The organism is Sphingobium sp. LSP13-1-1.1 (assembly GCF_040676415.1).
GTDB lineage: Bacteria > Pseudomonadota > Alphaproteobacteria > Sphingomonadales > Sphingomonadaceae > Sphingobium.
The window spans coordinates 177,960-195,827 of sequence record NZ_JBEGHU010000034.1; the positions used below are offsets into that span (position 1 = coordinate 177,960).

Here is a 17,868-nt window from a genome sequence, read left to right on the forward strand (position 1 = left end):
TTGATTAGAAGGTAGGATAAAATGGCTAAGGCTAAGTTTGAGCGGAACAAGCCGCACTGCAACATCGGCACCATCGGTCACGTCGACCATGGCAAGACCTCGCTGACCGCGGCGATCACCAAGGTGCTTGCCGAAACCGGCGGCGCGACCTTCGTTGACTATGCCAACATCGACAAGGCTCCCGAAGAGCGCGAGCGCGGCATCACCATCTCGACCGCCCACGTCGAATATGAGACCGAAGCCCGTCACTACGCGCACGTCGACTGCCCGGGTCACGCCGACTACGTCAAGAACATGATCACCGGTGCGGCCCAGATGGACGGCGCGATCCTCGTCGTTTCGGCCACCGACGGCCCGATGCCGCAGACCCGCGAGCACATCCTGCTCGCCCGCCAGGTCGGCGTGCCGCAGCTCGTCGTGTTCATGAACAAGGTTGACCTCGTCGACGACGCCGAAATCCTCGAGCTGGTCGAGCTGGAAATCCGCGAGCTGCTGTCGTCCTACGACTTCGACGGCGATAACATCCCCGTCATCCCCGGCTCGGCCGTCAAGGCTCTGGACGGTTCGAACGACGAAATCGGCAAGAACGCCGTTCTGAAGCTGATGGAAGCGGTCGACACCTTCATCCCGCAGCCGGAGCGTCCGATCGACAAGCCCTTCCTGATGCCGATCGAAGACGTGTTCTCGATCTCGGGCCGCGGCACCGTCGTGACCGGCCGTGTCGAAACCGGTATCGTCAAGGTTGGTGAAGAAGTCGAGATCGTCGGCATCAAGGACACCCGCAAGACCACCGTCACCGGCGTCGAAATGTTCCGCAAGCTGCTCGACGAAGGTCGTGCGGGCGACAACATCGGCGCGCTGATCCGTGGCGTGGGCCGTGAAGAAGTCGAGCGCGGCCAGGTTCTGGCCAAGCCCGGCACGATCACCCCGCACACCGAGTTCGACGCAGAAGTCTACGTCCTGTCGAAGGAAGAAGGCGGTCGTCACACGCCGTTCTTCGCGAACTATCGTCCGCAGTTCTACTTCCGCACCACCGACGTGACCGGCGAAGTGATCCTCCCCGAGGGTACCGAGATGGTCATGCCTGGCGACAATGTGAAGCTCGGCGTCAAGCTGATCGCTCCGATCGCCATGGACCAGGGTCTGCGCTTCGCGATCCGCGAAGGCGGCCGGACCGTCGGCGCAGGGGTTGTCGGCACGATCTCGAAGTAATATAGGACCGCAGCGGCGCGAATCGCCTGATTCGCGCCGCTGAGTTTTTTACCGCCCCGGATCGCCTTTCTCCGGCTCGATAGAGCTAGAAGGGCAAGAAACGGGGCGGATATTTTTTGGTTGGCGCATTTTCATAAATCATCGGCTGCTCCGGCTGATTTTTGAAAATGCTCCGGGTTTTTGGCTCTTTCGCATCGGTACAGGAACAATGGACAGCAACATCCGCATTCGCCTCAAGGCGTTCGATCATCGCGTGCTCGATCAGGCGACCGGCGACATCGCCGACACCGCCCGCCGCACCGGCGCCCTCATTCGCGGTCCGATTCCCCTTCCGACGCGCATCGAAAAGTTCACGGTCAACCGTGGCCCGCACATCGACAAGAAGTCGCGCGAGCAGTTCGAAGTCCGCACCTACAAGCGCATGCTTGACATTGTGCAGCCGACGCCCCAGACGGTCGACGCGCTGATGAAGCTGGATCTGGCCGCCGGCGTGAACGTCGAAATCAAGCTGGCGTAAGCTGGCAAGTCCCTGCTCTCGATTATGAGGGCAGGGTATCGGGCATTCTGGCTTGCCGGAAGCTCAAAGGACACAAGGGATACCGCACGGCCCCTCCGGTGAACCGGAATGGCTCGTGGTCCTGGTCCCCCGTCGCCTTCCCCGAGCAGGGGTCGGCATCCAACCCGGACGGGGTGATCATGCTATTGGGTTGGGCCGCGAGGGAGAGATCCTGAGCGGTTTTTTCGTTGGATACGCCCGCTGCTAAGGCGGGCCTCTATGGGAGTAATCAGTGATGCGCACAGGCGTGATCGCTAAGAAGGTCGGGATGACCCGTCTGTTCCAGGAGGACGGACGTCATATTCCGGTTACGGTTCTGGCCCTTGAGGGCAACCAGGTCGTGGCCCGCAAGGAAGTCGATCGCGACGGTTATGTCGCGGTTCAGCTCGGCGCGGGTGTCGCGAAGGTCAAGAATGTCGCCAAGCCGCAGCGCGGCCACTTCGCCAAGGCGGAAGTGGAGCCCAAGGCGCGCCTGGTCGAATTCCGTGTCGCCGAGGACGCGCTCCTCGATGTCGGCGCCGAGATCGCGGCCGATCATTTCATTGCCGGCCAACTGGTCGACGTCGCCGGTCACACCCAGGGTAAGGGTTTCGCCGGCGCCATGAAGCGCTGGGGCTTCGGCGGTATGCGCGCTACCCACGGCGTGTCGATCAGCCACCGTGCCCATGGTTCGACCGGTAACCGTCAGGATCCGGGTCGCGTCTTCAAGAACAAGAAGATGGCGGGCCACATGGGTGACCGCGAGCGCACGCAGCAGAACCTCGAAATCGTCCGCACCGACGTCGAGCGCGGCCTGCTGTTCGTCAAGGGTTCGGTTCCGGGCGCCAAGGGCACCTGGCTGACCGTCAGCGACGCCGTCAAGGTGAAGCGCCCCGCCGACGCGCCTTATCCGGCGAGCCTCAAGGCTGCCGCCAACAGCAACAACGCTCCGGCTGAGACGCCCGCTGAAGCAGCGGCCGCTCCCGAAGCGACCGAAGGCCAGGAGGGCTAATCATGAAGGTCAATGTACAGACCCTCGACGCGCAGGCTGCCGGTGATCTGGAGCTCAACGATGCCGTGTTCGGCGTCGAGCCCCGCACCGACATTCTGCACCGCGTAGTCCTCTGGCAGCTCGAAAAGCGTCGTGCGCCAGCTCGCGCCACTCGCGAGCGTTCGGATGTCGCCCGCACCGGCAAGAAGTTCGGTCGCCAGAAGGGTGGCGGCACGGCCCGTCACGGCGATCGCAAGGCGCCCGTGTTCATCGGCGGTGGTAAGGCGCACGGTGCCCGTGCCCGCACCTTCGGCCACGACCTCAACAAGAAGGTTCGTGCGCTCGGCCTGAAAATGGCCCTGTCGACGAAGGCGAAGAACGGCTCGCTGATCGTTCTCGACAATCTCGACGTGGCGGAAGGCAAGACCAAGGCTCTGGTCGCGCACCTCGCCAAGCTGAACCTCAACAAGGCGCTGTTCATCGACGGCGACGCGGTGAACGTCAGCTTCGCGAAGGCTTCGGCGAACATCGTCGGCGTGGACCTGCTGCCGGCCGTCGGCGCCAATGTCTACGACATCCTTAGGGCGGATTCGCTGGTGCTGACGCGCGCCGCGGTCGAAAAGCTGGAGGCGCGTTTCAATGGCTAAGAAAGAAGCCACAAAGGTTGACAACCGTCATTATGACGTCGTCGTCGCCCCGGTCATCACCGAGAAGTCGACCCTTCTCTCCGAAAACAACGCCGTGGTCTTCAAGGTCGCCAATGACGCGACCAAGCCGGAGATCAAGGCCGCCGTCGAAGCGCTCTGGGGCGTGACCGTCAAGAGCGTCAACACGCTGGTCGCCAAGGGCAAGACGAAGAAGTGGAAGGGCAAGCCCTACACCCGTTCGGATGTGAAGAAGGCGATCGTTCGTCTGGCTGACGGCCAGTCGATCGACATCACCGAAGGAGTGCGCTGACCATGGCGCTTAAGAGCTACAACCCGACGAGCCCGGCCCAGCGCGGCCTGATCCTCGTCGACCGCAGCGGCCTGCACAAGGGTAAGCCCGTCAAGGCGCTGACCGAAGGCAAGCGCAAGACCGGCGGCCGCAACAACAAGGGTCATGTGACCTCGCGCGGCATCGCCGGCGGCCACAAGCAGCGTTACCGCATCATCGACTTCAAGCGTCGCCTCTGGGACGTGGAAGGCACGGTCGAGCGTCTGGAATATGACCCCAACCGCACCGCCTTCATCGCACTGGTCAACTATCCCGACGGTACCCAGGCCTATATCCTGGCGCCGCAGCGTCTGGCGCCCGGTGACAAGGTCATCGCCGGCAAGAAGACCGACGTGAAGCCGGGCAATGCGATGGAACTGGGCCAGATGCCAGTCGGCACCATCATCCACAATATCGAGATGAAGCCCGGCAAGGGCGGTCAGCTCTGCCGTTCGGCGGGCACCTACGCCCAGCTGGTCGGCCGCGATCGTGGCATGGTGATGGTTCGCCTGTCCTCGGGCGAGCAGCGCTACATCCGTTCGGATTGCATGGGCACCGTCGGTGCCGTGTCGAACCCGGACAATGCCAACACCAACCTCGCCAAGGCCGGCCGCAACCGCTGGCTGGGCAAGCGCCCGCTGACGCGCGGTGTGGCGAAGAACCCGGTCGATCACCCGCATGGCGGTGGTGAAGGCCGGACCTCGGGCGGCCGTCATCCGGTCACGCCCTGGGGCAAGCCGACCAAGGGTGCGCGCACCCGCCACAACAAGGCGACGGACAAATTCATCATCCGTAGCCGCCACGCGAAGAAGAAGAGGTAAGCGAGATGGCTCGTTCCGTCTGGAAAGGTCCGTTCGTGGACCTCAGCCTTCTGAAGAAGGCGGAAGTGGCGCAGGACGCCGGTGGCCGTTCGGGTCCGATCAAGACCTGGTCGCGCCGCTCCACCATCCTGCCGCAGTTCGTCGGCCTGACGTTCAACGTCTATAACGGCCGCAAGCATGTGCCGGTTTCGGTGAACGAGGACATGGTGGGTCACAAGCTGGGCGAATTCGCCCCGACCCGCTACTTCCCCGGCCACGCTGCCGACAAGAAGGGCAAGCGCTAATGAGCAAGGAAAAGGCTCCCCGTCGCGTCGCCGAGAATGAGGCGCTGGCCGTTGGCACGCAGATCCGCGGTTCTGCCCAGAAGCTGAACCTGGTCGCCACGCTCATCCGCGGCCGGAAGGTCGAGGATGCGTTGAACATCCTCGCCTTCTCGAAGAAGGCGATGGCGGTCGACGTGCGCAAGGTGCTGGCTTCGGCCATCGCCAATGCGGAAAACAACCACAATCTGGACGTCGACAGCTTGGTCGTCGCGGAAGCATCGGTGGGCAAGAGCTTCACCATGAAGCGCTTCCACGCTCGCGGCCGCGGCAAGTCGACCCGGATCCTGAAGCCCTTCAGCCGCGTGCGCATCGTCGTTCGCGAAGCAGCTGAAGAAGCGGAGGCGTAAGAGACATGGGTCACAAGAGCAATCCGATCGGTCTGCGCCTGCAGATCAACCGTACCTGGGACAGCCGCTGGTTCGCCGAAGGCGCCGACTATGGCCGCCTGCTGCTGGAGGATCTGAAGATCCGCCAGTACATCATGAAGAACCTGCCGCAGGCCGCGATCTCCAAGGTCGTGATCGAGCGTCCCGCCAAGCTGTGCCGCGTATCGATCTACGCTGCCCGTCCCGGTGTCATCATCGGCAAGAAGGGCGCGGACATCGAAAAGCTGCGCAAGAAGCTGGGCAGCCTGACCTCTTCGGACGTCAGCCTGAACATCGTCGAGATCCGCAAGCCGGAAATCGACTCCAAGCTTGTTGCGCAGGGCATTGCCGACCAGCTGGAGCGTCGCGTGGCGTTCCGCCGTGCGATGAAGCGTGCGGTGCAGTCGGCCCTGCGTCTGGGCGCTGAAGGCATCAAGATCACCTGCGGCGGCCGTCTGGGCGGCGCGGAGATCGCCCGCGTCGAATGGTATCGCGAAGGCCGCGTTCCGCTGCACACGCTGCGCGCGAACGTCGACTATGCCGAAGCCGAAGCGCACACCGCTTATGGCGTCTGCGGCATCAAGGTCTGGATCTTCAAGGGCGAAATCCTTGGTCACGATCCGATGGCTACCGACCGGCTGATGCTGGAGGCTCAGACCTCCGGCGTGCGCCCGGCGCGCTGAAGATAAGAAGGTAATAGCGTCATGCTGCAACCGAAAAAAATGAAGTTCCGCAAGACCTTCAAGGGCCGGATCAAGGGCGACGCCAAGGGCGGATCGGCTCTGAACTTCGGCGCCTATGGTCTGAAGGCCCTGGAACCCGAGCGCGTCACGGCCCGCCAGATCGAGGCGGCCCGCCGCGCGATCCAGCGTCACCTTCGCCGTCAGGGCCGTCTGTGGATCCGCGTGTTCCCCGACGTTCCGGTGTCGAAGAAGCCTGCCGAAGTCCGTCAGGGCAAGGGCAAGGGTTCGGTCGAATATTGGGCGGCCCGCGTCAAGCCCGGCCGCATCCTGTTCGAACTGGACGGCGTTCCCGGCCCGCTCGCAGCAGAGGCCTTCTCGCGCGCCGCGATGAAGCTGCCCATCAAGACCAAGGTCGTTGCCCGCCTCGGCGACACCTCGCACCTGGAGGGCTAAGCCGTGGCGAACGTTGCCGACCTCAAGACCAAGACGGACGACGAGCTGTCGACCGAACTCAACAACCTGAAGCGCGAGCAGTTCAACCTGCGTTTCCAGGCGGCCACCAACCAGCTGGAAAAGCCCAGCCGGGTGCGTGAAGTCCGCCGGTCGATCGCGCAGATCAAGACCCTGCAGACCGAGCGTTCGCGCTCGGCCGCGAAGTAAAGGAAACACACGATGCCCAAGCGCGTGCTGACGGGAACGGTGGTTTCCGACAAGACCGACAAGACGGTGGTGGTTCGCGTAGAGCGCAAGGTTAAGCATGCGCTCTACGGCAAGATCATTCGCCGCTCGAAGAAATATCATGCCCATGACGAGGGCAATGTCTACAAGGAAGGCGAAACGGTCCGCATCGAGGAGACCGCTCCGATTTCCAAGCTCAAGACCTGGAAGGTCATCGAGCGCGTGGACACCCACAAGTCGCCGGAGACGGCGGCCTGAGGGAGGCTCGCTGGGCCTTTGAATAAAAGTGTCGCGCGGGGCTGGCCTTTTCCGCCTGGAAAGGGTACAGGCCCGCGCTTCGCGTAGAGTCAGATGGCTCCTCCAGGGCGAGTCAGATGAGTCGCCCAAAGGCTCTAGGCAGTGAAATTCGGAACCGCCGGGAATTGTCCCGGTAGGCCAAATAAGAAGGAACCGGATCCATGATCCAGATGCAATCCAATCTTGACGTCGCTGACAACAGCGGCGCCAAGCGCGTCCAGTGCATCAAGGTGCTGGGCGGATCGAAGCGTCGCTTCGCGAGCGTGGGCGACATCATCGTCGTCTCGATCAAGGAAGCTGCGCCTCGTGGCAAGGTGAAGAAGGGTGACGTGCATCGCGCCGTCATCGTGCGCACCGCCAAGGACGTGCGTCGCGCTGACGGCAGCGTGATTCGCTTCGACGGCAATGCCGCTGTGCTCATCAACAAGAACGAGGAGCCGATCGGCACCCGTATCTTTGGCCCGGTCGTTCGCGAACTGCGCGCCAAGAAGCACATGAAGATCATCTCGCTCGCCCCCGAGGTGCTGTAATGAGCGCTGCCAAGATCAAGAAGGGCGACAAGGTCGTCATCCTGGCCGGCAAGGACAAGGGCCGCACCGGCGCGGTGCTGCAGGTGATGCCGAAGGAGGACCGCGTCCTCGTCGAGGGCATCAACGTGCATGCGCGTCACCGCAAGCCCGACCAGGCGAACCCGCAGGGCGGCATCGAGCGCAAGCCCGCGCCGCTCCATATTTCGAACGTCGCTGTCGCCGACAAGGATGGCAAGCCGACCCGCGTCCGTTTCGAGGATCGCGACGGCAAGAAGGTCCGCGTCGCCGTCAAGTCCGGTGAGGTGCTGTAATGAGCGACAAGTACATCCCCCGTTCGAAGGCGCTCTATGACGCCGAGATCGCCAAGGCGATGACCGAGAAGTTCGGTTACAAGAACGTCATGGAAGTGCCGAAGATCGAGAAGATCACGCTCAACATGGGCGTTGGCGAAGCCACCCAGGACAAGAAGAAGGTGACTTCGGCGGCCGAGGAAATGGAACTGATCGCCGGCCAGAAGCCGGTCATCACCAAGGCCCGCAAGTCGATCGCGCAGTTCAAGCTGCGTGAAGGCATGCCGATCGGCGCCAAGGTCACGCTGCGCCGCGAGCGCATGTACGAGTTCCTTGATCGCCTGATCAACGTTGCTCTGCCCCGCGTGCGCGACTTCCGTGGTCTCAACCCGAAGAGCTTCGACGGCCGTGGCAACTATGCCTTCGGCATCAAGGAGCAGATCATCTTCCCCGAGATCAACTATGACCGCATCGACAAGGTGCGCGGCATGGACATCATCGTGACCACCACGGCGAAGACGGACGATGAAGCGCGCGAACTGCTGCGTCTCTTCGGCTTTCCCTTCCCGATCGAAGAGAAGCAGGCGGCCTGACAGGGCCCCGCTTCTCTTTCCAAAGACACCCAAGGAAAGAGAACTTAAGTCATGGCGAAACTGAGTTCGATCAACAAGAATGAGCGCCGCAAGAAGCTGGTGAAGAAATATGCCGGCCGCTATGCGAAGCTCAAGGCGATCGCGAATGATACCGCGGCCGATGACAGCGATCGCCTGATCGCGCGTCTGAAGATGGCGGAGATCCCCCGCAACGGCAACCCGACCCGCGTTCGGAACCGCTGCGAACTGACGGGGCGTCCCCGCGCTTATTACCGCAAATTCCGCCTCTGCCGCGTGCAGCTGCGTGATCTGGCCAACAAGGGCCTGATCCCCGGCGTCACCAAGTCGAGCTGGTAAGGATCATTTGAGATGGCATTGACCGATCCCCTGGGTGATATGCTCACCCGCATCCGCAACGGGCAGCAGGCGAAGAAGGACAGCGTCGTGTCCCCCGCTTCGAAGCTTCGCGCCCGCGTGCTCGACGTGCTGCAGCGCGAAGGCTATATCCGCGGCTATTCCGAGGAACTGCTCGGCAAGCATGCCGGCCTTCGCATTGAGCTCAAATATTTCGAGGGCCAGCCGGCGATCAAGCATGTCGCCCGCGTCTCGAAGCCTGGCCGCCGCGTCTATTCGGGTTCCAAGGAACTGCCCGTCGTGCGCAACGGCCTTGGCATCACCATTGTCTCGACGCCCAAGGGCGTTCTGTCCGACGCCGAGGCGCGCGAACAGAATGTCGGCGGCGAAGTGCTGGCGGAGGTGTTCTGATGAGCCGTACTGGTAAGAAGCCGGTCGCTGTCCCCGCGGGCGTGACCGCCGCCATCGCCGACGGTCAGCTGTCGGTGAAGGGCCCCAAGGGTACCCTCGCCATGCCGCTGGCCGACGAAGTGACCTACAGCATCGAAGACGGCACGATCGCCGTGAAGCCTGCCAATGACAGCAAGCGCGCCCGCGCTTTCTGGGGCATGCAGCGCACGCTGGTCGCCAACCTGATCACTGGCGTGACCGAGGGTTACACCAAGAAGCTGCTGATCACCGGCGTCGGCTACCGCGCCAACTCGCAGGGCAAGACCCTGAAGCTGCAGCTCGGCTATTCGCATGACGTCGATTTCGAGATCCCCGAAGGGATCGAGATCAAGACCCCGGATAACACCACGGTCGAGATCAGCGGCATCGACAAGCAGAAGGTGGGTCAGGTTGCCGCCGAGATCCGCCGCTGGCGCAAGCCCGAACCCTATAAGGGCAAGGGTATCAAATACGCCGGCGAGTTCATCTTCCGCAAGGAAGGGAAGAAGAAGTAAGATGGCAAAGCTTTCCCTCTTCGCGCGGCGTCGTCGTCGCGTTCGCACCGCGCTCAAGGCTGTTTCGGGCACCCGTCCGCGCCTCAGCGTCCACCGTTCGGGCCGTCACATCTACGCCCAGGTCATTGACGATGCGCAGGGCAAGACCCTGGCCGCCGCGTCGACCCTGGACAAGGACGTGCGCAGCAAGACCGGCGCCACTGCCGATGCCGCTGCGGATGTCGGCAAGCGCGTTGCCGCTGCGGCAACCGCTGCCGGCGTCACCCAGGTCGTGTTCGACCGCGGTGGTTTCCTGTTCCATGGCCGCGTCAAGGCGCTGGCCGATGCGGCCCGTGAAGCCGGGCTGGAGTTCTGATCATGGCTGACGAAAACGATATCCAGGCACAGGCGGGCGCTCCCGCTGCTGTCGAGGGCGGCGAGCAGACCGAAGGCCGTCGCGGCCGGGGTCGTGGCGGCGACCGCAACCGCGGCGAGCGTGGCGGCCGCGGCCGTCGCGACGACCGTCGCGGCAACCGTGACGAGGAACAGGGTGAAGAGCTGATCGAGAAGCTGGTTCACATCAACCGCGTCTCGAAGACCGTCAAGGGCGGCAAGCGCTTCGGCTTCGCAGCTCTCGTCGTTGTCGGCGATGGCAAGGGCCGTGCGGGCTTCGGCCATGGCAAGGCGCGCGAAGTGCCGGAGGCCATCAGCAAGGCGACCGCTTCGGCCAAGAAGGCGATGGTTCGCGTTCCGCTGAAGGAAGGCCGCACCCTGCACCATGATGGCCTCGGCCACTTCGGCGCGGGCAAGGTGACGGTTCGCTCGGCTCCGGCCGGTACGGGCATCATCGCCGGCGGTCCGATGCGCGCCGTGTTCGAAAGCCTCGGCGTCGCTGACGTCGTGACCAAGTCGAACGGCACGTCGAACCCCTACAACATGATCCGGGCGACGTTCGCGGCGCTGGGTGAGCAGGTCAGCCCCAAGGCGGTGGCGCAGCGTCGCGGCAAGAAGGTCGCCGACCTGCTTCGTCGCGGCGGCGCCTCGGCCGAAGTCGCCCAGGCCGACGCCGAAGCGATTGCGGAGTAAGACAGCATGGCGAAAATCAAGATCAAGCAGATCGGTTCGCCGATCCGCCGCCCGGAAGCCCAGAAGAAGATTCTGGTCGGCCTGGGCCTTGGCAAGATGCACCGTGTGGTGGAGCTGGAAGACACGGCGGAAGTCCGCGGTGCCATCGCGAAGCTGCCCCATATGGTGGCGGTGGTCGAAGGCTGAGTCCTTTCGATCATGACGAATGAAGCGGGAGAGGGGGAAACCCCTCTTTCGTTTTTTGAGAAAGGGCGCTAATGGCGCGTCCTCTTTGGTGGCTCCCGACTGGGAGCAGCGCGACAAAAGCGAAAGCGAGTGCACGAAATGACGAAGCTCAACGAACTCAATGACAATGCCGGTGCCCGCAAGGGCCGGATGCGCGTCGGCCGTGGTATCGGCTCGGGCAAGGGCAAGACCGCCGGTCGCGGCCAGAAGGGTGCGAAGGCGCGTTCGGGTGTCAGCATCAACGGCTTCGAGGGCGGCCAGATGCCGCTCCACATGCGGCTGCCGAAGCGCGGCTTCAACAACATCTTCGCCAAGGATTACGCGATCGTGAACCTGGGCGCGGTGCAGAAGGCGATCGACGCCGGCAAGCTGGACGCCAACGCCACCATCGATCACGCGGCGCTGAAGGCTGCGGCCCTTGCCCGCGGCGGCAAGGATGGCGTGCGCCTGCTGGGCAAGGGCGAACTCACCGCCAAGGTCAATCTGCTCGTCGCCGGCGCGTCGAAGGGCGCTGTCGAAGCCGTCGAGAAGGCTGGCGGCAAGGTCGAAGTGATCGCCGTCGTTCCGGCCGCTGAAAAGGCCGCTGCCAAGAAGGGCAGCGCCAAGGCTGCGAAGAAGGCGTGAATTAGGCCGTAAGGCTTGCAAGCATGGCCCCGCTGCCCGATATGGGTGAGCGGGGCCATGTGTTTTGAGGACTCCAGAACCCGCGCCGTCCATATCGAGTTGAGGCTGGGCCTGGCGACGGGCGCAAAGGCCATTTGGAATGGACGGAGTGCAATTCCCGGTTCGACAGTGCCTCATCACCCCGCTAAGGGGTTAGCGATTCCGCTCCGGGTTTTCCAATCCGGCAAGATGTTTTGAAGGGCAGCCAAGATGGCATCGAGAGCCGACCAGCTCGCATCCAATCTCAGCCTGGCGAAGTTCAGCCAGGCGACCGACCTCAAGAAGCGCCTGTGGTTCACGCTGGGCGCGCTGATCGTCTTCCGCTTCCTGAGCTTCGTGCCGTTGCCGGGCGTCGATCCGACCGCCTTGTCGCAGCTTTACAAGCAGACCAATGGCGGCATTCTCGACATCTTCAACACCTTCTCGGGCGGTTCGCTCTCGCGCATGAGCCTGATCGCGCTCGGCGTGATGCCGTACATCACCGCTTCGATCGTGGTGCAGCTTGCCGCCTCCCTCTCGCCGCAGCTTGCAGCGATCAAGAAGGAAGGTGAGAGCGGCCGCAAGAAGCTGAACCAATATACCCGTTACGGCACGGTCGGCCTGACTGCCGTGCAGGGCTATTTCATCGCCGTCGGCCTGGAAAGCTTCGGCGCCCAGTCGGGTGTGCAGGCCGTGGTCGATCCGGGCTATCTGTTCCGCGTCGCGGCTGTGATCTCGCTGATCGGCGGCACCATGTTCCTGATGTGGCTGGGCGAGCAGATCACCTCCCGCGGGATCGGCAATGGCGTGTCGCTCATCATCATGGCGGGCATCGTCGCACAATTGCCGGTGACGCTCAGCAATCTGTTCAAGTCGAGTAGCACGGGTGCGATCTCGGGCCTTGTCATCTTCCTGGTGATCGTGCTGGGCTTTGGCCTCATCGCCTTCATCTGCTTCATGGAACGGGCGCAGCGCCGGGTGCTGATCCAATATCCCAAGCGCCAGACGCGGCAGGGCCTGATGCAGGCCGACCGCAGCCATCTGCCGCTGAAGGTCAATACCGCAGGCGTGATCCCGCCGATCTTCGCCAGTTCGCTGCTGCTGATGCCGCTCACCGTCTCGCAGTTCGCCGGACAGACCGTGGCAGGCGAGAGCAAGCTTGGCGATTTCGTGCTGACGCTGAACCAATATCTGTCGCACGGCAGCCCGGTCTATATGGGGCTTTACGGCCTCGGCATCGTCTTCTTCTGCTTCTTCTACACCGCCGTGGTGTTCAACCCGGAGGAAACTGCAGACAATCTGAAGCGCAACGGCGGCTTCATTCCCGGCATCCGTCCGGGCAAGAACACCGAAAATTATCTCGACTATGTGCTCACCCGCATCACGGTGATCGGCGCGGCCTATCTGGCCTTCATCTGCCTGGTCCCGGAATTCGTGATCGCGCGGGCGGGCATTCCCTTCTACCTTGGTGGGACTAGCCTGTTGATCGTTGTCAATGTTACGGTCGATACCGTGACCCAGATCCAGAGCCACCTGCTCGCCCATCAATATGGGGATCTGATCAAGAAGGCGAAGTTGAAGGGACGTCTGCGCTAGGCGGCGCGGAACGGAAAAAAGCGCGAAGAACAGGGGAGAATGCGCGACATGAATATCATTCTGCTCGGCCCGCCGGGCGCCGGCAAGGGAACGCAGGCGACGCGTCTGGTGGACAGCCGGGGCATGGTGCAACTGTCGACGGGCGACATGCTGCGCGCGGCGGTGAAGGCGGGAACGCCCATCGGGCTCAAGGCCAAGGCGGTGATGGAGGCCGGCGAACTCGTGTCGGACGAGATCGTGTCGGGCATCATCGGGGAGGCGCTGGATGCCCTGGCGTCTGAAACCGGCGTGATCTTCGACGGTTATCCGCGGACCGAGGCGCAGGCGCATTCGCTGGACGGCATATTGGCCGACCGCAACCGGACGCTTGATCATGTGATCGAGCTGGAAGTGGATGAGGACGCCCTGGTGGAGCGCATCACCGGCCGTTTCACCTGCGCGACCTGCGGAGAGGGCTATCATGACAGCTTCAAGCAGCCGAAGGTCGAGGGTGAGTGCGACAAATGCCACGGGCATGAGTTCAAGCGCCGCCCGGACGATAATGAGGAAACCGTCCGCACGCGCATGGCCGAATATCGGGCCAAGACCGCGCCGATCCTGCCGATCTACGAAGCGCGGGGTATTGTTTCCCGTGTCGACGGCATGGCCGACATGGACGAGGTGACGGTCGCGATTGCCGCCATATTGGACGGCAAGGGCGCCTGAACTTCATTTTTCACGCTCGATCATCACATCTGCCCCCTCGGCAAATGCGGCAATCGGAACTGGAGCGGGTTTCGATCTGATTGAATCAGATCGCCGCTCTGGATTCCTTGTTTGTAGCGATTTCTTAGCCAGCGATCGGTTCCCATCACTTGGAAATCGCTCTAGGCTCGTCCTCCTGATCAGGGAGGGGGACCGCGATGGGAAAGCATCGGATCGGAATATGGGCGGGTATGGCGATGGCCGTGCCCGCCCATTCTGCTGTCACGGGCAGCAACGAACAGGGCTTCGCCGTCGAAAACAGCGTCGATGTTTCGGCTGATGCGGCCACAGTCTACCAGCTCCTGGCTCAACCTGCCCGTTGGTGGAACGGGCAGCACAGCTATAGCGGCGACGCCGCCAATCTCTCCCTTGATCCCGTGGCCGGCGGTTGCTTTTGCGAAAAAGTGCCGGGGAAGCCCGGCCAGCCCGGCAGCGTCGAACATGCGCGCGTGATCCATGCAGCGCCGGACCGCCTGCTGCGCCTCTCCGGGGCGCTGGGGCCATTGCAGGCCGAGGCGGTGACCGGGACGCTGACCTTTGACATCGTACCGAACGGCAAGGGCGTCCAGGTCAGGATGAGCTATGCCGTTGGCGGCTATCTCCGCACGGGCGCGGCGGGCATGGCGCCTGTCGTCGACCGGGTACTGGCCGAGCAGTTGCAGGGGCTGAAACGCGCCGCCGAATCAGGACAACCCTGAAGATGCTTCCCCATTGATGGTCCCGGCTGCGCTCCTCCCAAAACGGTACAGGTGCTGAGTTCCGGCAATGCCATCGGCCCCTATGTTAACCACGATATTAACGGAATGATTGCCGTAATGTTGCTATGTCCGCCGCATGACGGGGTCGCGTCCTTCCAATCGCCGCCTGACGGAACTGGACGCCTTGCGGGGGCTGGGTGCGTTGTGCGTGCTCATCTTCCATTATTCGACGCGATTTCACGAACTGTTCCCGCAGGCGGCCCATGTGCCCTTCAGCTTCCTGGGCGGCAATTACCGGGTGCTGCTGTTCTTCGCCATTTCCGGCTTCGCGATATTCTTCACGCTTGATCGCATCCACACGGTCGCCGATTTCCTGGTCAACCGTTTCGCCCGGCTCTATCCCGCCTATCTCGTCGCGATGCTGCTGACCCTGGGCATCGAATCCCTGGCGCGGGTTTCGCAACTGCTGGTCGGACCGGGTGCCGTCCTCGCCAATTTCACCATGTTGCAGGGCTTCGCCTTCCTGCCGGAGGTGGACGGCGCCTATTGGACGCTGACGGTCGAGATCGCCTTTTACGCCTGCATGGTGTCGATCTGGAAATGCAAGGGCCTCAAGCGGCTGGAGCCCGTGCTGATCGGCTGGCTGGTCCTGCGCTGGCTCTATGCGCTCTGGCCAGGCATGCCGGAACGGATCGTGATGCTGCTGGTGCTGCGTTACGTGCCCTTCTTCATCATCGGCATGCTGTCCTATCGCGTATGGGCAGGGCAGCGGAGCTGGCGCCAGCAGGCACCCTATGCGGCGCTTGCGCTGCTCTCGATCGCGACGGTCGACAGTCCGGACATCCTGTTGGCGGGCGTCCTGTTGCTGGCGGCGTTCGCCACGCTGATCGCGGGGGGACTGCGTTTCCTCCGGCTTCGTCCGCTCGTCTGGCTGGGGGGGATCAGCTATTCCTTCTACCTCATCCACCAGCATGTCGGCTTCGTCGTGATGCTGAAGATGGCGCAGGCGGGATATGGTCCCTGGACAGCTTTTGCGACGGCCTTTGCCGTGGCCCTGACCCTGGGGACGCTGATCAACCGGTTGGTGGAGCGGCCCGCCGGGGAAGCGATCATAGGCTGGTGGCGGGGGCATCGGCAAAGGGCTGTGCCCGCCGAAGGCACGCCGAGCCAGGCCTGAGCGACGCGGCTGCGCGGCCGAAGCCGATTTCACGCGCTGGACCGGCCTCCCCATGCTCGCCATTCACAACCAATTCAAGCAGCCCGCGTTATGCATGGCATGGATGCAGGACGAAGGAGAAAGGCAATGGCCTGGACCGGACGAAGGTTGCTTGCCGCGATCGGCCTTGCCGGCTCGCTGGCCCTTGGCGGTTGCGCTTATGACGACGGCTATTATGGCGGCGTGAGCGTGGGCAGCGGCTATTATGGCGGCGGCTATTATGATGATTATTGGGGCCCCGGCTATTATCGTCCAGGATATTATGGCGGCTGGTATGACGGCTACTACTATCCCGGAAGCGGCTATTATGTGTACAATCGCAGCGGCCATCGCCAGCGTTGGAATGACGGTCAGCGCCGCTATTGGGAAGGACGCAGGGATGCGCGCCGCGACGGGGGTTCGCGCGGCGACTGGAACAGTGGCGTGCCGCGACAGAGCTGGCGGGAGCGTTCCGGCGGCGACGGCAATCGATGGAATGGCGGCTGGAGGAATGCCCCGCAGGGCAATCCCGCTGCGGGCGCGCAGGCGACAGGAAGGGGATCAGGCGATATGACGACATCACGGGCTGACCGCAATTGGGGCGCGCCGCGCGCACGCGGGGACGGCGGCGCGCGATCCGGCGGCGGCGGCCGGTCCGGACGCGACGGCTGGCGGGGCCGGCGCAACTGATGCGGCTTGGGTCCACTGTGGTTCTCGGCCTGCTGCTGCTCGCCGCCTGTGATGGCCGGGAGGAGAGCGCTATCGACAATCTGGCCAATGGCGCCAATGCGACGCAGGTCGAAAACGGCGTCCGGGCGGAGGCGCAGGCGGTGCTGGAGCCGCTGAATCCTCCTGCGCCCGGCATGCCCGGCGGCCTGCCGGTCAACCCGCAGCCGGTGGTGGAGGAAGATTCCATCGATCCCAAGGGCGCGCAGGGCGCCGCCCAGGTGGTGCAGGGCTATTACGGCCTGCTGGAGGAAAAACGCTATAATGACGCGCAGGACCTGTGGAACGACAGCAGCGCCATGGGAGCGGAGGACGATGCGCGCTTTGCTGCCCGCTTTCGCGGGTTCAGCGAAATCCATGCCCAGGTGGGCGCGCCGGGCGTGATCGAAGGTGCGGCGGGATCGTTGTTCGTGACGGTGCCGGTGCAGGTCTATGGGCGTCTGGCCGCGAACGGCAAGCCCTGGTACCGGCTGCGGCAGGTCACCTTGCGGCGGGCCAATGACGTCCCCGGCACCAGCGAGGCGGATCGCCGCTGGCATATGGAGAGCGTCGGCCCCTATCAGCCACCGGCCGGAGAAGCGACGGAGACGGCGGGCAACGCCGCCTCCGCCACTGACGGGCCAAAATGATGCCGCAGGAAATGCTTTAGGAAATGGTCGCCTTCACGATCTTGCCCGGGGTCTTGGGCGGCTCACCCTTGGGCAGGGCGTCGACATGTTCCATGCCCGACGTGACTTCGCCCCAGACGGTGTACTGGCCGTCGAGGAAGGTGGCGTCGTCGAAGCAGATGAAGAACTGGCTGTTGGCGCTGTTCGGGTTCATCGCGCGGGCCATGGAGCAGACGCCCCGGACATGCGGCTCGCGGCTGAATTCGGCCTTGAGGTCGGGCAGCTTCGATCCGCCCATGCCGGTGCCCGTCGGGTCGCCGCCCTGCGCCATGAAGCCGGGGATGACGCGGTGGAAGACGACGCCGTCGTAGAAGCCGTCCTGGGTAAGCTGGGTGATGCGCTCGACATGGCCGGGCGCCAGGTCAGGGCGCAGCTTGATGACGACGTCGCCGCCGCTGTCGAGGGTAAGGGTCAGGGTGTCGTCGGCCATGAAAAATCCTCTTCCGGGGAAAATTGGGGAGATGGACCATATAGAGCGTTAGGGTCTAAACTCAATTACGGTGAGGTCGAGATGGTCCCACTCCTTCGGAGCAGGTTTGTCCGGGCGCTGTGGAGCGTCGAAGCGCTCGACCGGGCAAAGCGCCCGCTTCTCGCGCTTCTTCTCCCACAGCATCCCGGACAAGCCTGTCTCGATCCTCGCCGTAATTGAGTTTAGATCCTGAGACGGGGATGGAAGCCATTGCAATTATGACGGGCATGGGCAAAAGCAGCGAAATGC

Annotated in this window: 29 protein-coding genes; 28 read left to right on the top strand and 1 reads right to left on the bottom strand. The window is 63.4% G+C overall.

Annotation, left to right across the window (positions count from 1 at the left end):
* Window positions 1–21 precede the first annotated feature (21 nt).
* The 28 genes from tuf (at window position 22) to MRBLSP13_RS16225 (ending at window position 17,111) form a co-directional block, all read left to right on the top strand.
* Window positions 22–1,212 carry an elongation factor Tu gene (gene tuf / locus MRBLSP13_RS16090; RefSeq protein WP_133652656.1) on the top strand — a complete coding sequence of 397 codons (1,191 nt, stop codon included), beginning with the start codon at window positions 22–24 and terminating at the stop codon, window positions 1,210–1,212.
* Window positions 1,213–1,420: 208 nt separating this feature from the next.
* Window positions 1,421–1,729 (top strand): 30S ribosomal protein S10, encoded by a 309-nt coding sequence (rpsJ, locus tag MRBLSP13_RS16095; protein WP_007686587.1) that lies wholly within the window; start codon window positions 1,421–1,423, stop codon window positions 1,727–1,729.
* A 274-nt stretch (window positions 1,730–2,003) separates the two neighbouring features.
* The gene (gene rplC, locus MRBLSP13_RS16100; RefSeq protein WP_133652657.1) at window positions 2,004–2,759 is read left to right on the top strand and encodes a 50S ribosomal protein L3; all 756 of its coding nucleotides are present in this window, start codon (window positions 2,004–2,006) and stop codon (window positions 2,757–2,759) included.
* 2 nt (window positions 2,760–2,761) lie between these two features.
* Complete coding sequence (gene rplD, locus MRBLSP13_RS16105; RefSeq protein ID WP_133652658.1) at window positions 2,762–3,385, top strand: 50S ribosomal protein L4; 624 nt, start codon at window positions 2,762–2,764, stop codon at window positions 3,383–3,385.
* Window positions 3,378–3,695: a 50S ribosomal protein L23 gene (locus tag MRBLSP13_RS16110; protein ID WP_030538851.1), complete on the top strand. Its 318-nt coding sequence runs from the start codon at window positions 3,378–3,380 to the stop codon at window positions 3,693–3,695. The genes rplD and MRBLSP13_RS16110 overlap by 8 nt, the downstream gene beginning before the upstream one ends.
* Before the next feature lie 2 nt (window positions 3,696–3,697).
* On the top strand, window positions 3,698–4,534 hold the full coding sequence (gene rplB, locus MRBLSP13_RS16115) for a 50S ribosomal protein L2 (protein ID WP_022682112.1): 837 nt from the start codon (window positions 3,698–3,700) through the stop codon (window positions 4,532–4,534).
* Between the two features lie 5 nt (window positions 4,535–4,539).
* Window positions 4,540–4,818 carry a 30S ribosomal protein S19 gene (gene rpsS, locus MRBLSP13_RS16120; RefSeq protein WP_007686576.1) on the top strand — a complete coding sequence of 93 codons (279 nt, stop codon included), beginning with the start codon at window positions 4,540–4,542 and terminating at the stop codon, window positions 4,816–4,818.
* Complete coding sequence (rplV, locus tag MRBLSP13_RS16125; RefSeq protein ID WP_363738609.1) at window positions 4,818–5,204, top strand: 50S ribosomal protein L22; 387 nt, start codon at window positions 4,818–4,820, stop codon at window positions 5,202–5,204. Before rpsS ends, rplV begins: the two co-directional genes overlap by 1 nt.
* A 5-nt stretch (window positions 5,205–5,209) precedes the next feature.
* Window positions 5,210–5,905 carry a 30S ribosomal protein S3 gene (rpsC, locus tag MRBLSP13_RS16130; protein ID WP_021239758.1) on the top strand — a complete coding sequence of 232 codons (696 nt, stop codon included), beginning with the start codon at window positions 5,210–5,212 and terminating at the stop codon, window positions 5,903–5,905.
* A 21-nt stretch (window positions 5,906–5,926) separates the two neighbouring features.
* Entirely contained in the window at window positions 5,927–6,358 is a 432-nt protein-coding gene (gene rplP, locus MRBLSP13_RS16135) for a 50S ribosomal protein L16 (RefSeq protein WP_007686573.1), read from the top strand.
* Between the two features lie 3 nt (window positions 6,359–6,361).
* Complete coding sequence (gene rpmC / locus MRBLSP13_RS16140; RefSeq protein ID WP_066700948.1) at window positions 6,362–6,565, top strand: 50S ribosomal protein L29; 204 nt, start codon at window positions 6,362–6,364, stop codon at window positions 6,563–6,565.
* 12 nt (window positions 6,566–6,577) lie between these two features.
* A complete protein-coding gene (gene rpsQ, locus MRBLSP13_RS16145) occupies window positions 6,578–6,841 on the top strand; it encodes a 30S ribosomal protein S17 (protein WP_006960320.1) in 264 nt (87 codons plus the stop codon).
* 200 nt (window positions 6,842–7,041) lie between these two features.
* On the top strand, window positions 7,042–7,410 hold the full coding sequence (gene rplN, locus MRBLSP13_RS16150; protein ID WP_007686569.1) for a 50S ribosomal protein L14: 369 nt from the start codon (window positions 7,042–7,044) through the stop codon (window positions 7,408–7,410).
* Window positions 7,410–7,721 carry a 50S ribosomal protein L24 gene (gene rplX, locus MRBLSP13_RS16155; RefSeq protein WP_133652660.1) on the top strand — a complete coding sequence of 104 codons (312 nt, stop codon included), beginning with the start codon at window positions 7,410–7,412 and terminating at the stop codon, window positions 7,719–7,721. Before rplN ends, rplX begins: the two co-directional genes overlap by 1 nt.
* The gene (gene rplE / locus MRBLSP13_RS16160; protein ID WP_133652661.1) at window positions 7,721–8,293 is read left to right on the top strand and encodes a 50S ribosomal protein L5; all 573 of its coding nucleotides are present in this window, start codon (window positions 7,721–7,723) and stop codon (window positions 8,291–8,293) included. The genes rplX and rplE overlap by 1 nt, the downstream gene beginning before the upstream one ends.
* 51 nt (window positions 8,294–8,344) lie before the next feature.
* Window positions 8,345–8,650, top strand: a complete 306-nt coding sequence (rpsN, locus tag MRBLSP13_RS16165; RefSeq protein WP_007707881.1) for a 30S ribosomal protein S14 — start codon at window positions 8,345–8,347, stop codon at window positions 8,648–8,650.
* A gap of 12 nt (window positions 8,651–8,662) precedes the next feature.
* Entirely contained in the window at window positions 8,663–9,058 is a 396-nt protein-coding gene (gene rpsH / locus MRBLSP13_RS16170) for a 30S ribosomal protein S8 (protein ID WP_025547278.1), read from the top strand.
* A complete protein-coding gene (rplF, locus tag MRBLSP13_RS16175) occupies window positions 9,058–9,591 on the top strand; it encodes a 50S ribosomal protein L6 (RefSeq protein WP_133652663.1) in 534 nt (177 codons plus the stop codon). Before rpsH ends, rplF begins: the two co-directional genes overlap by 1 nt.
* A gap of 1 nt (window position 9,592) precedes the next feature.
* On the top strand, window positions 9,593–9,946 hold the full coding sequence (gene rplR, locus MRBLSP13_RS16180) for a 50S ribosomal protein L18 (protein WP_133652664.1): 354 nt from the start codon (window positions 9,593–9,595) through the stop codon (window positions 9,944–9,946).
* A gap of 2 nt (window positions 9,947–9,948) precedes the next feature.
* A complete protein-coding gene (gene rpsE / locus MRBLSP13_RS16185; protein ID WP_133652665.1) occupies window positions 9,949–10,656 on the top strand; it encodes a 30S ribosomal protein S5 in 708 nt (235 codons plus the stop codon).
* Between the two features lie 6 nt (window positions 10,657–10,662).
* Window positions 10,663–10,842, top strand: a complete 180-nt coding sequence (gene rpmD, locus MRBLSP13_RS16190; RefSeq protein WP_133652666.1) for a 50S ribosomal protein L30 — start codon at window positions 10,663–10,665, stop codon at window positions 10,840–10,842.
* A 138-nt stretch (window positions 10,843–10,980) separates the two neighbouring features.
* The gene (gene rplO, locus MRBLSP13_RS16195; RefSeq protein WP_025547286.1) at window positions 10,981–11,505 is read left to right on the top strand and encodes a 50S ribosomal protein L15; all 525 of its coding nucleotides are present in this window, start codon (window positions 10,981–10,983) and stop codon (window positions 11,503–11,505) included.
* Window positions 11,506–11,754: 249 nt separating this feature from the next.
* Window positions 11,755–13,119, top strand: coding sequence for a preprotein translocase subunit SecY (secY, locus tag MRBLSP13_RS16200; protein ID WP_363738614.1), 1,365 nt, complete (start codon window positions 11,755–11,757; stop codon window positions 13,117–13,119).
* A gap of 48 nt (window positions 13,120–13,167) precedes the next feature.
* Window positions 13,168–13,824 carry an adenylate kinase gene (locus tag MRBLSP13_RS16205; RefSeq protein ID WP_363755556.1) on the top strand — a complete coding sequence of 219 codons (657 nt, stop codon included), beginning with the start codon at window positions 13,168–13,170 and terminating at the stop codon, window positions 13,822–13,824.
* 197 nt (window positions 13,825–14,021) lie between these two features.
* On the top strand, window positions 14,022–14,561 hold the full coding sequence (locus MRBLSP13_RS16210; RefSeq protein WP_363755558.1) for an SRPBCC family protein: 540 nt from the start codon (window positions 14,022–14,024) through the stop codon (window positions 14,559–14,561).
* Window positions 14,562–14,697: 136 nt separating this feature from the next.
* Window positions 14,698–15,738: an acyltransferase family protein gene (locus tag MRBLSP13_RS16215; protein WP_363755560.1), complete on the top strand. Its 1,041-nt coding sequence runs from the start codon at window positions 14,698–14,700 to the stop codon at window positions 15,736–15,738.
* Between the two features lie 126 nt (window positions 15,739–15,864).
* Window positions 15,865–16,446 (top strand): hypothetical protein, encoded by a 582-nt coding sequence (locus tag MRBLSP13_RS16220; RefSeq protein ID WP_363755562.1) that lies wholly within the window; start codon window positions 15,865–15,867, stop codon window positions 16,444–16,446.
* A complete protein-coding gene (locus tag MRBLSP13_RS16225; protein WP_363755564.1) occupies window positions 16,446–17,111 on the top strand; it encodes a hypothetical protein in 666 nt (221 codons plus the stop codon). Before MRBLSP13_RS16220 ends, MRBLSP13_RS16225 begins: the two co-directional genes overlap by 1 nt.
* Before the next feature lie 16 nt (window positions 17,112–17,127).
* On the opposite strand, the gene MRBLSP13_RS16230 is transcribed toward MRBLSP13_RS16225, so the two are convergent.
* Entirely contained in the window at window positions 17,128–17,580 is a 453-nt protein-coding gene (locus tag MRBLSP13_RS16230; protein WP_363738625.1) for a peptidylprolyl isomerase, read from the bottom strand.
* Window positions 17,581–17,868: the final 288 nt, after the last annotated feature.

What these genes read in the sequence shown, in the direction of transcription:
- tuf (WP_133652656.1), top strand. Translation starts at nt 22, where the DNA reads ATGGCTAAGGCTAAGTTTGAGCGGAACAAGCCGCACTGCAACATCGGC.
- rpsJ (WP_007686587.1), top strand. Translation starts at nt 1,421, where the DNA reads ATGGACAGCAACATCCGCATTCGCCTCAAGGCGTTCGATCATCGCGTG.
- rplC (WP_133652657.1), top strand. Translation starts at nt 2,004, where the DNA reads ATGCGCACAGGCGTGATCGCTAAGAAGGTCGGGATGACCCGTCTGTTC.
- rplD (WP_133652658.1), top strand. Translation starts at nt 2,762, where the DNA reads ATGAAGGTCAATGTACAGACCCTCGACGCGCAGGCTGCCGGTGATCTG.
- MRBLSP13_RS16110 (WP_030538851.1), top strand. Translation starts at nt 3,378, where the DNA reads ATGGCTAAGAAAGAAGCCACAAAGGTTGACAACCGTCATTATGACGTC.
- rplB (WP_022682112.1), top strand. Translation starts at nt 3,698, where the DNA reads ATGGCGCTTAAGAGCTACAACCCGACGAGCCCGGCCCAGCGCGGCCTG.
- rpsS (WP_007686576.1), top strand. Translation starts at nt 4,540, where the DNA reads ATGGCTCGTTCCGTCTGGAAAGGTCCGTTCGTGGACCTCAGCCTTCTG.
- rplV (WP_363738609.1), top strand. Translation starts at nt 4,818, where the DNA reads ATGAGCAAGGAAAAGGCTCCCCGTCGCGTCGCCGAGAATGAGGCGCTG.
- rpsC (WP_021239758.1), top strand. Translation starts at nt 5,210, where the DNA reads ATGGGTCACAAGAGCAATCCGATCGGTCTGCGCCTGCAGATCAACCGT.
- rplP (WP_007686573.1), top strand. Translation starts at nt 5,927, where the DNA reads ATGCTGCAACCGAAAAAAATGAAGTTCCGCAAGACCTTCAAGGGCCGG.
- rpsQ (WP_006960320.1), top strand. Translation starts at nt 6,578, where the DNA reads ATGCCCAAGCGCGTGCTGACGGGAACGGTGGTTTCCGACAAGACCGAC.
- rplN (WP_007686569.1), top strand. Translation starts at nt 7,042, where the DNA reads ATGATCCAGATGCAATCCAATCTTGACGTCGCTGACAACAGCGGCGCC.
- rplX (WP_133652660.1), top strand. Translation starts at nt 7,410, where the DNA reads ATGAGCGCTGCCAAGATCAAGAAGGGCGACAAGGTCGTCATCCTGGCC.
- rplE (WP_133652661.1), top strand. Translation starts at nt 7,721, where the DNA reads ATGAGCGACAAGTACATCCCCCGTTCGAAGGCGCTCTATGACGCCGAG.
- rpsN (WP_007707881.1), top strand. Translation starts at nt 8,345, where the DNA reads ATGGCGAAACTGAGTTCGATCAACAAGAATGAGCGCCGCAAGAAGCTG.
- rpsH (WP_025547278.1), top strand. Translation starts at nt 8,663, where the DNA reads ATGGCATTGACCGATCCCCTGGGTGATATGCTCACCCGCATCCGCAAC.
- rplF (WP_133652663.1), top strand. Translation starts at nt 9,058, where the DNA reads ATGAGCCGTACTGGTAAGAAGCCGGTCGCTGTCCCCGCGGGCGTGACC.
- rplR (WP_133652664.1), top strand. Translation starts at nt 9,593, where the DNA reads ATGGCAAAGCTTTCCCTCTTCGCGCGGCGTCGTCGTCGCGTTCGCACC.
- rpsE (WP_133652665.1), top strand. Translation starts at nt 9,949, where the DNA reads ATGGCTGACGAAAACGATATCCAGGCACAGGCGGGCGCTCCCGCTGCT.
- rpmD (WP_133652666.1), top strand. Translation starts at nt 10,663, where the DNA reads ATGGCGAAAATCAAGATCAAGCAGATCGGTTCGCCGATCCGCCGCCCG.
- rplO (WP_025547286.1), top strand. Translation starts at nt 10,981, where the DNA reads ATGACGAAGCTCAACGAACTCAATGACAATGCCGGTGCCCGCAAGGGC.
- secY (WP_363738614.1), top strand. Translation starts at nt 11,755, where the DNA reads ATGGCATCGAGAGCCGACCAGCTCGCATCCAATCTCAGCCTGGCGAAG.
- MRBLSP13_RS16205 (WP_363755556.1), top strand. Translation starts at nt 13,168, where the DNA reads ATGAATATCATTCTGCTCGGCCCGCCGGGCGCCGGCAAGGGAACGCAG.
- MRBLSP13_RS16210 (WP_363755558.1), top strand. Translation starts at nt 14,022, where the DNA reads ATGGGAAAGCATCGGATCGGAATATGGGCGGGTATGGCGATGGCCGTG.
- MRBLSP13_RS16215 (WP_363755560.1), top strand. Translation starts at nt 14,698, where the DNA reads ATGACGGGGTCGCGTCCTTCCAATCGCCGCCTGACGGAACTGGACGCC.
- MRBLSP13_RS16220 (WP_363755562.1), top strand. Translation starts at nt 15,865, where the DNA reads ATGGCCTGGACCGGACGAAGGTTGCTTGCCGCGATCGGCCTTGCCGGC.
- MRBLSP13_RS16225 (WP_363755564.1), top strand. Translation starts at nt 16,446, where the DNA reads ATGCGGCTTGGGTCCACTGTGGTTCTCGGCCTGCTGCTGCTCGCCGCC.
- MRBLSP13_RS16230 (WP_363738625.1), bottom strand. Translation starts at nt 17,580, where the DNA reads ATGGCCGACGACACCCTGACCCTTACCCTCGACAGCGGCGGCGACGTC.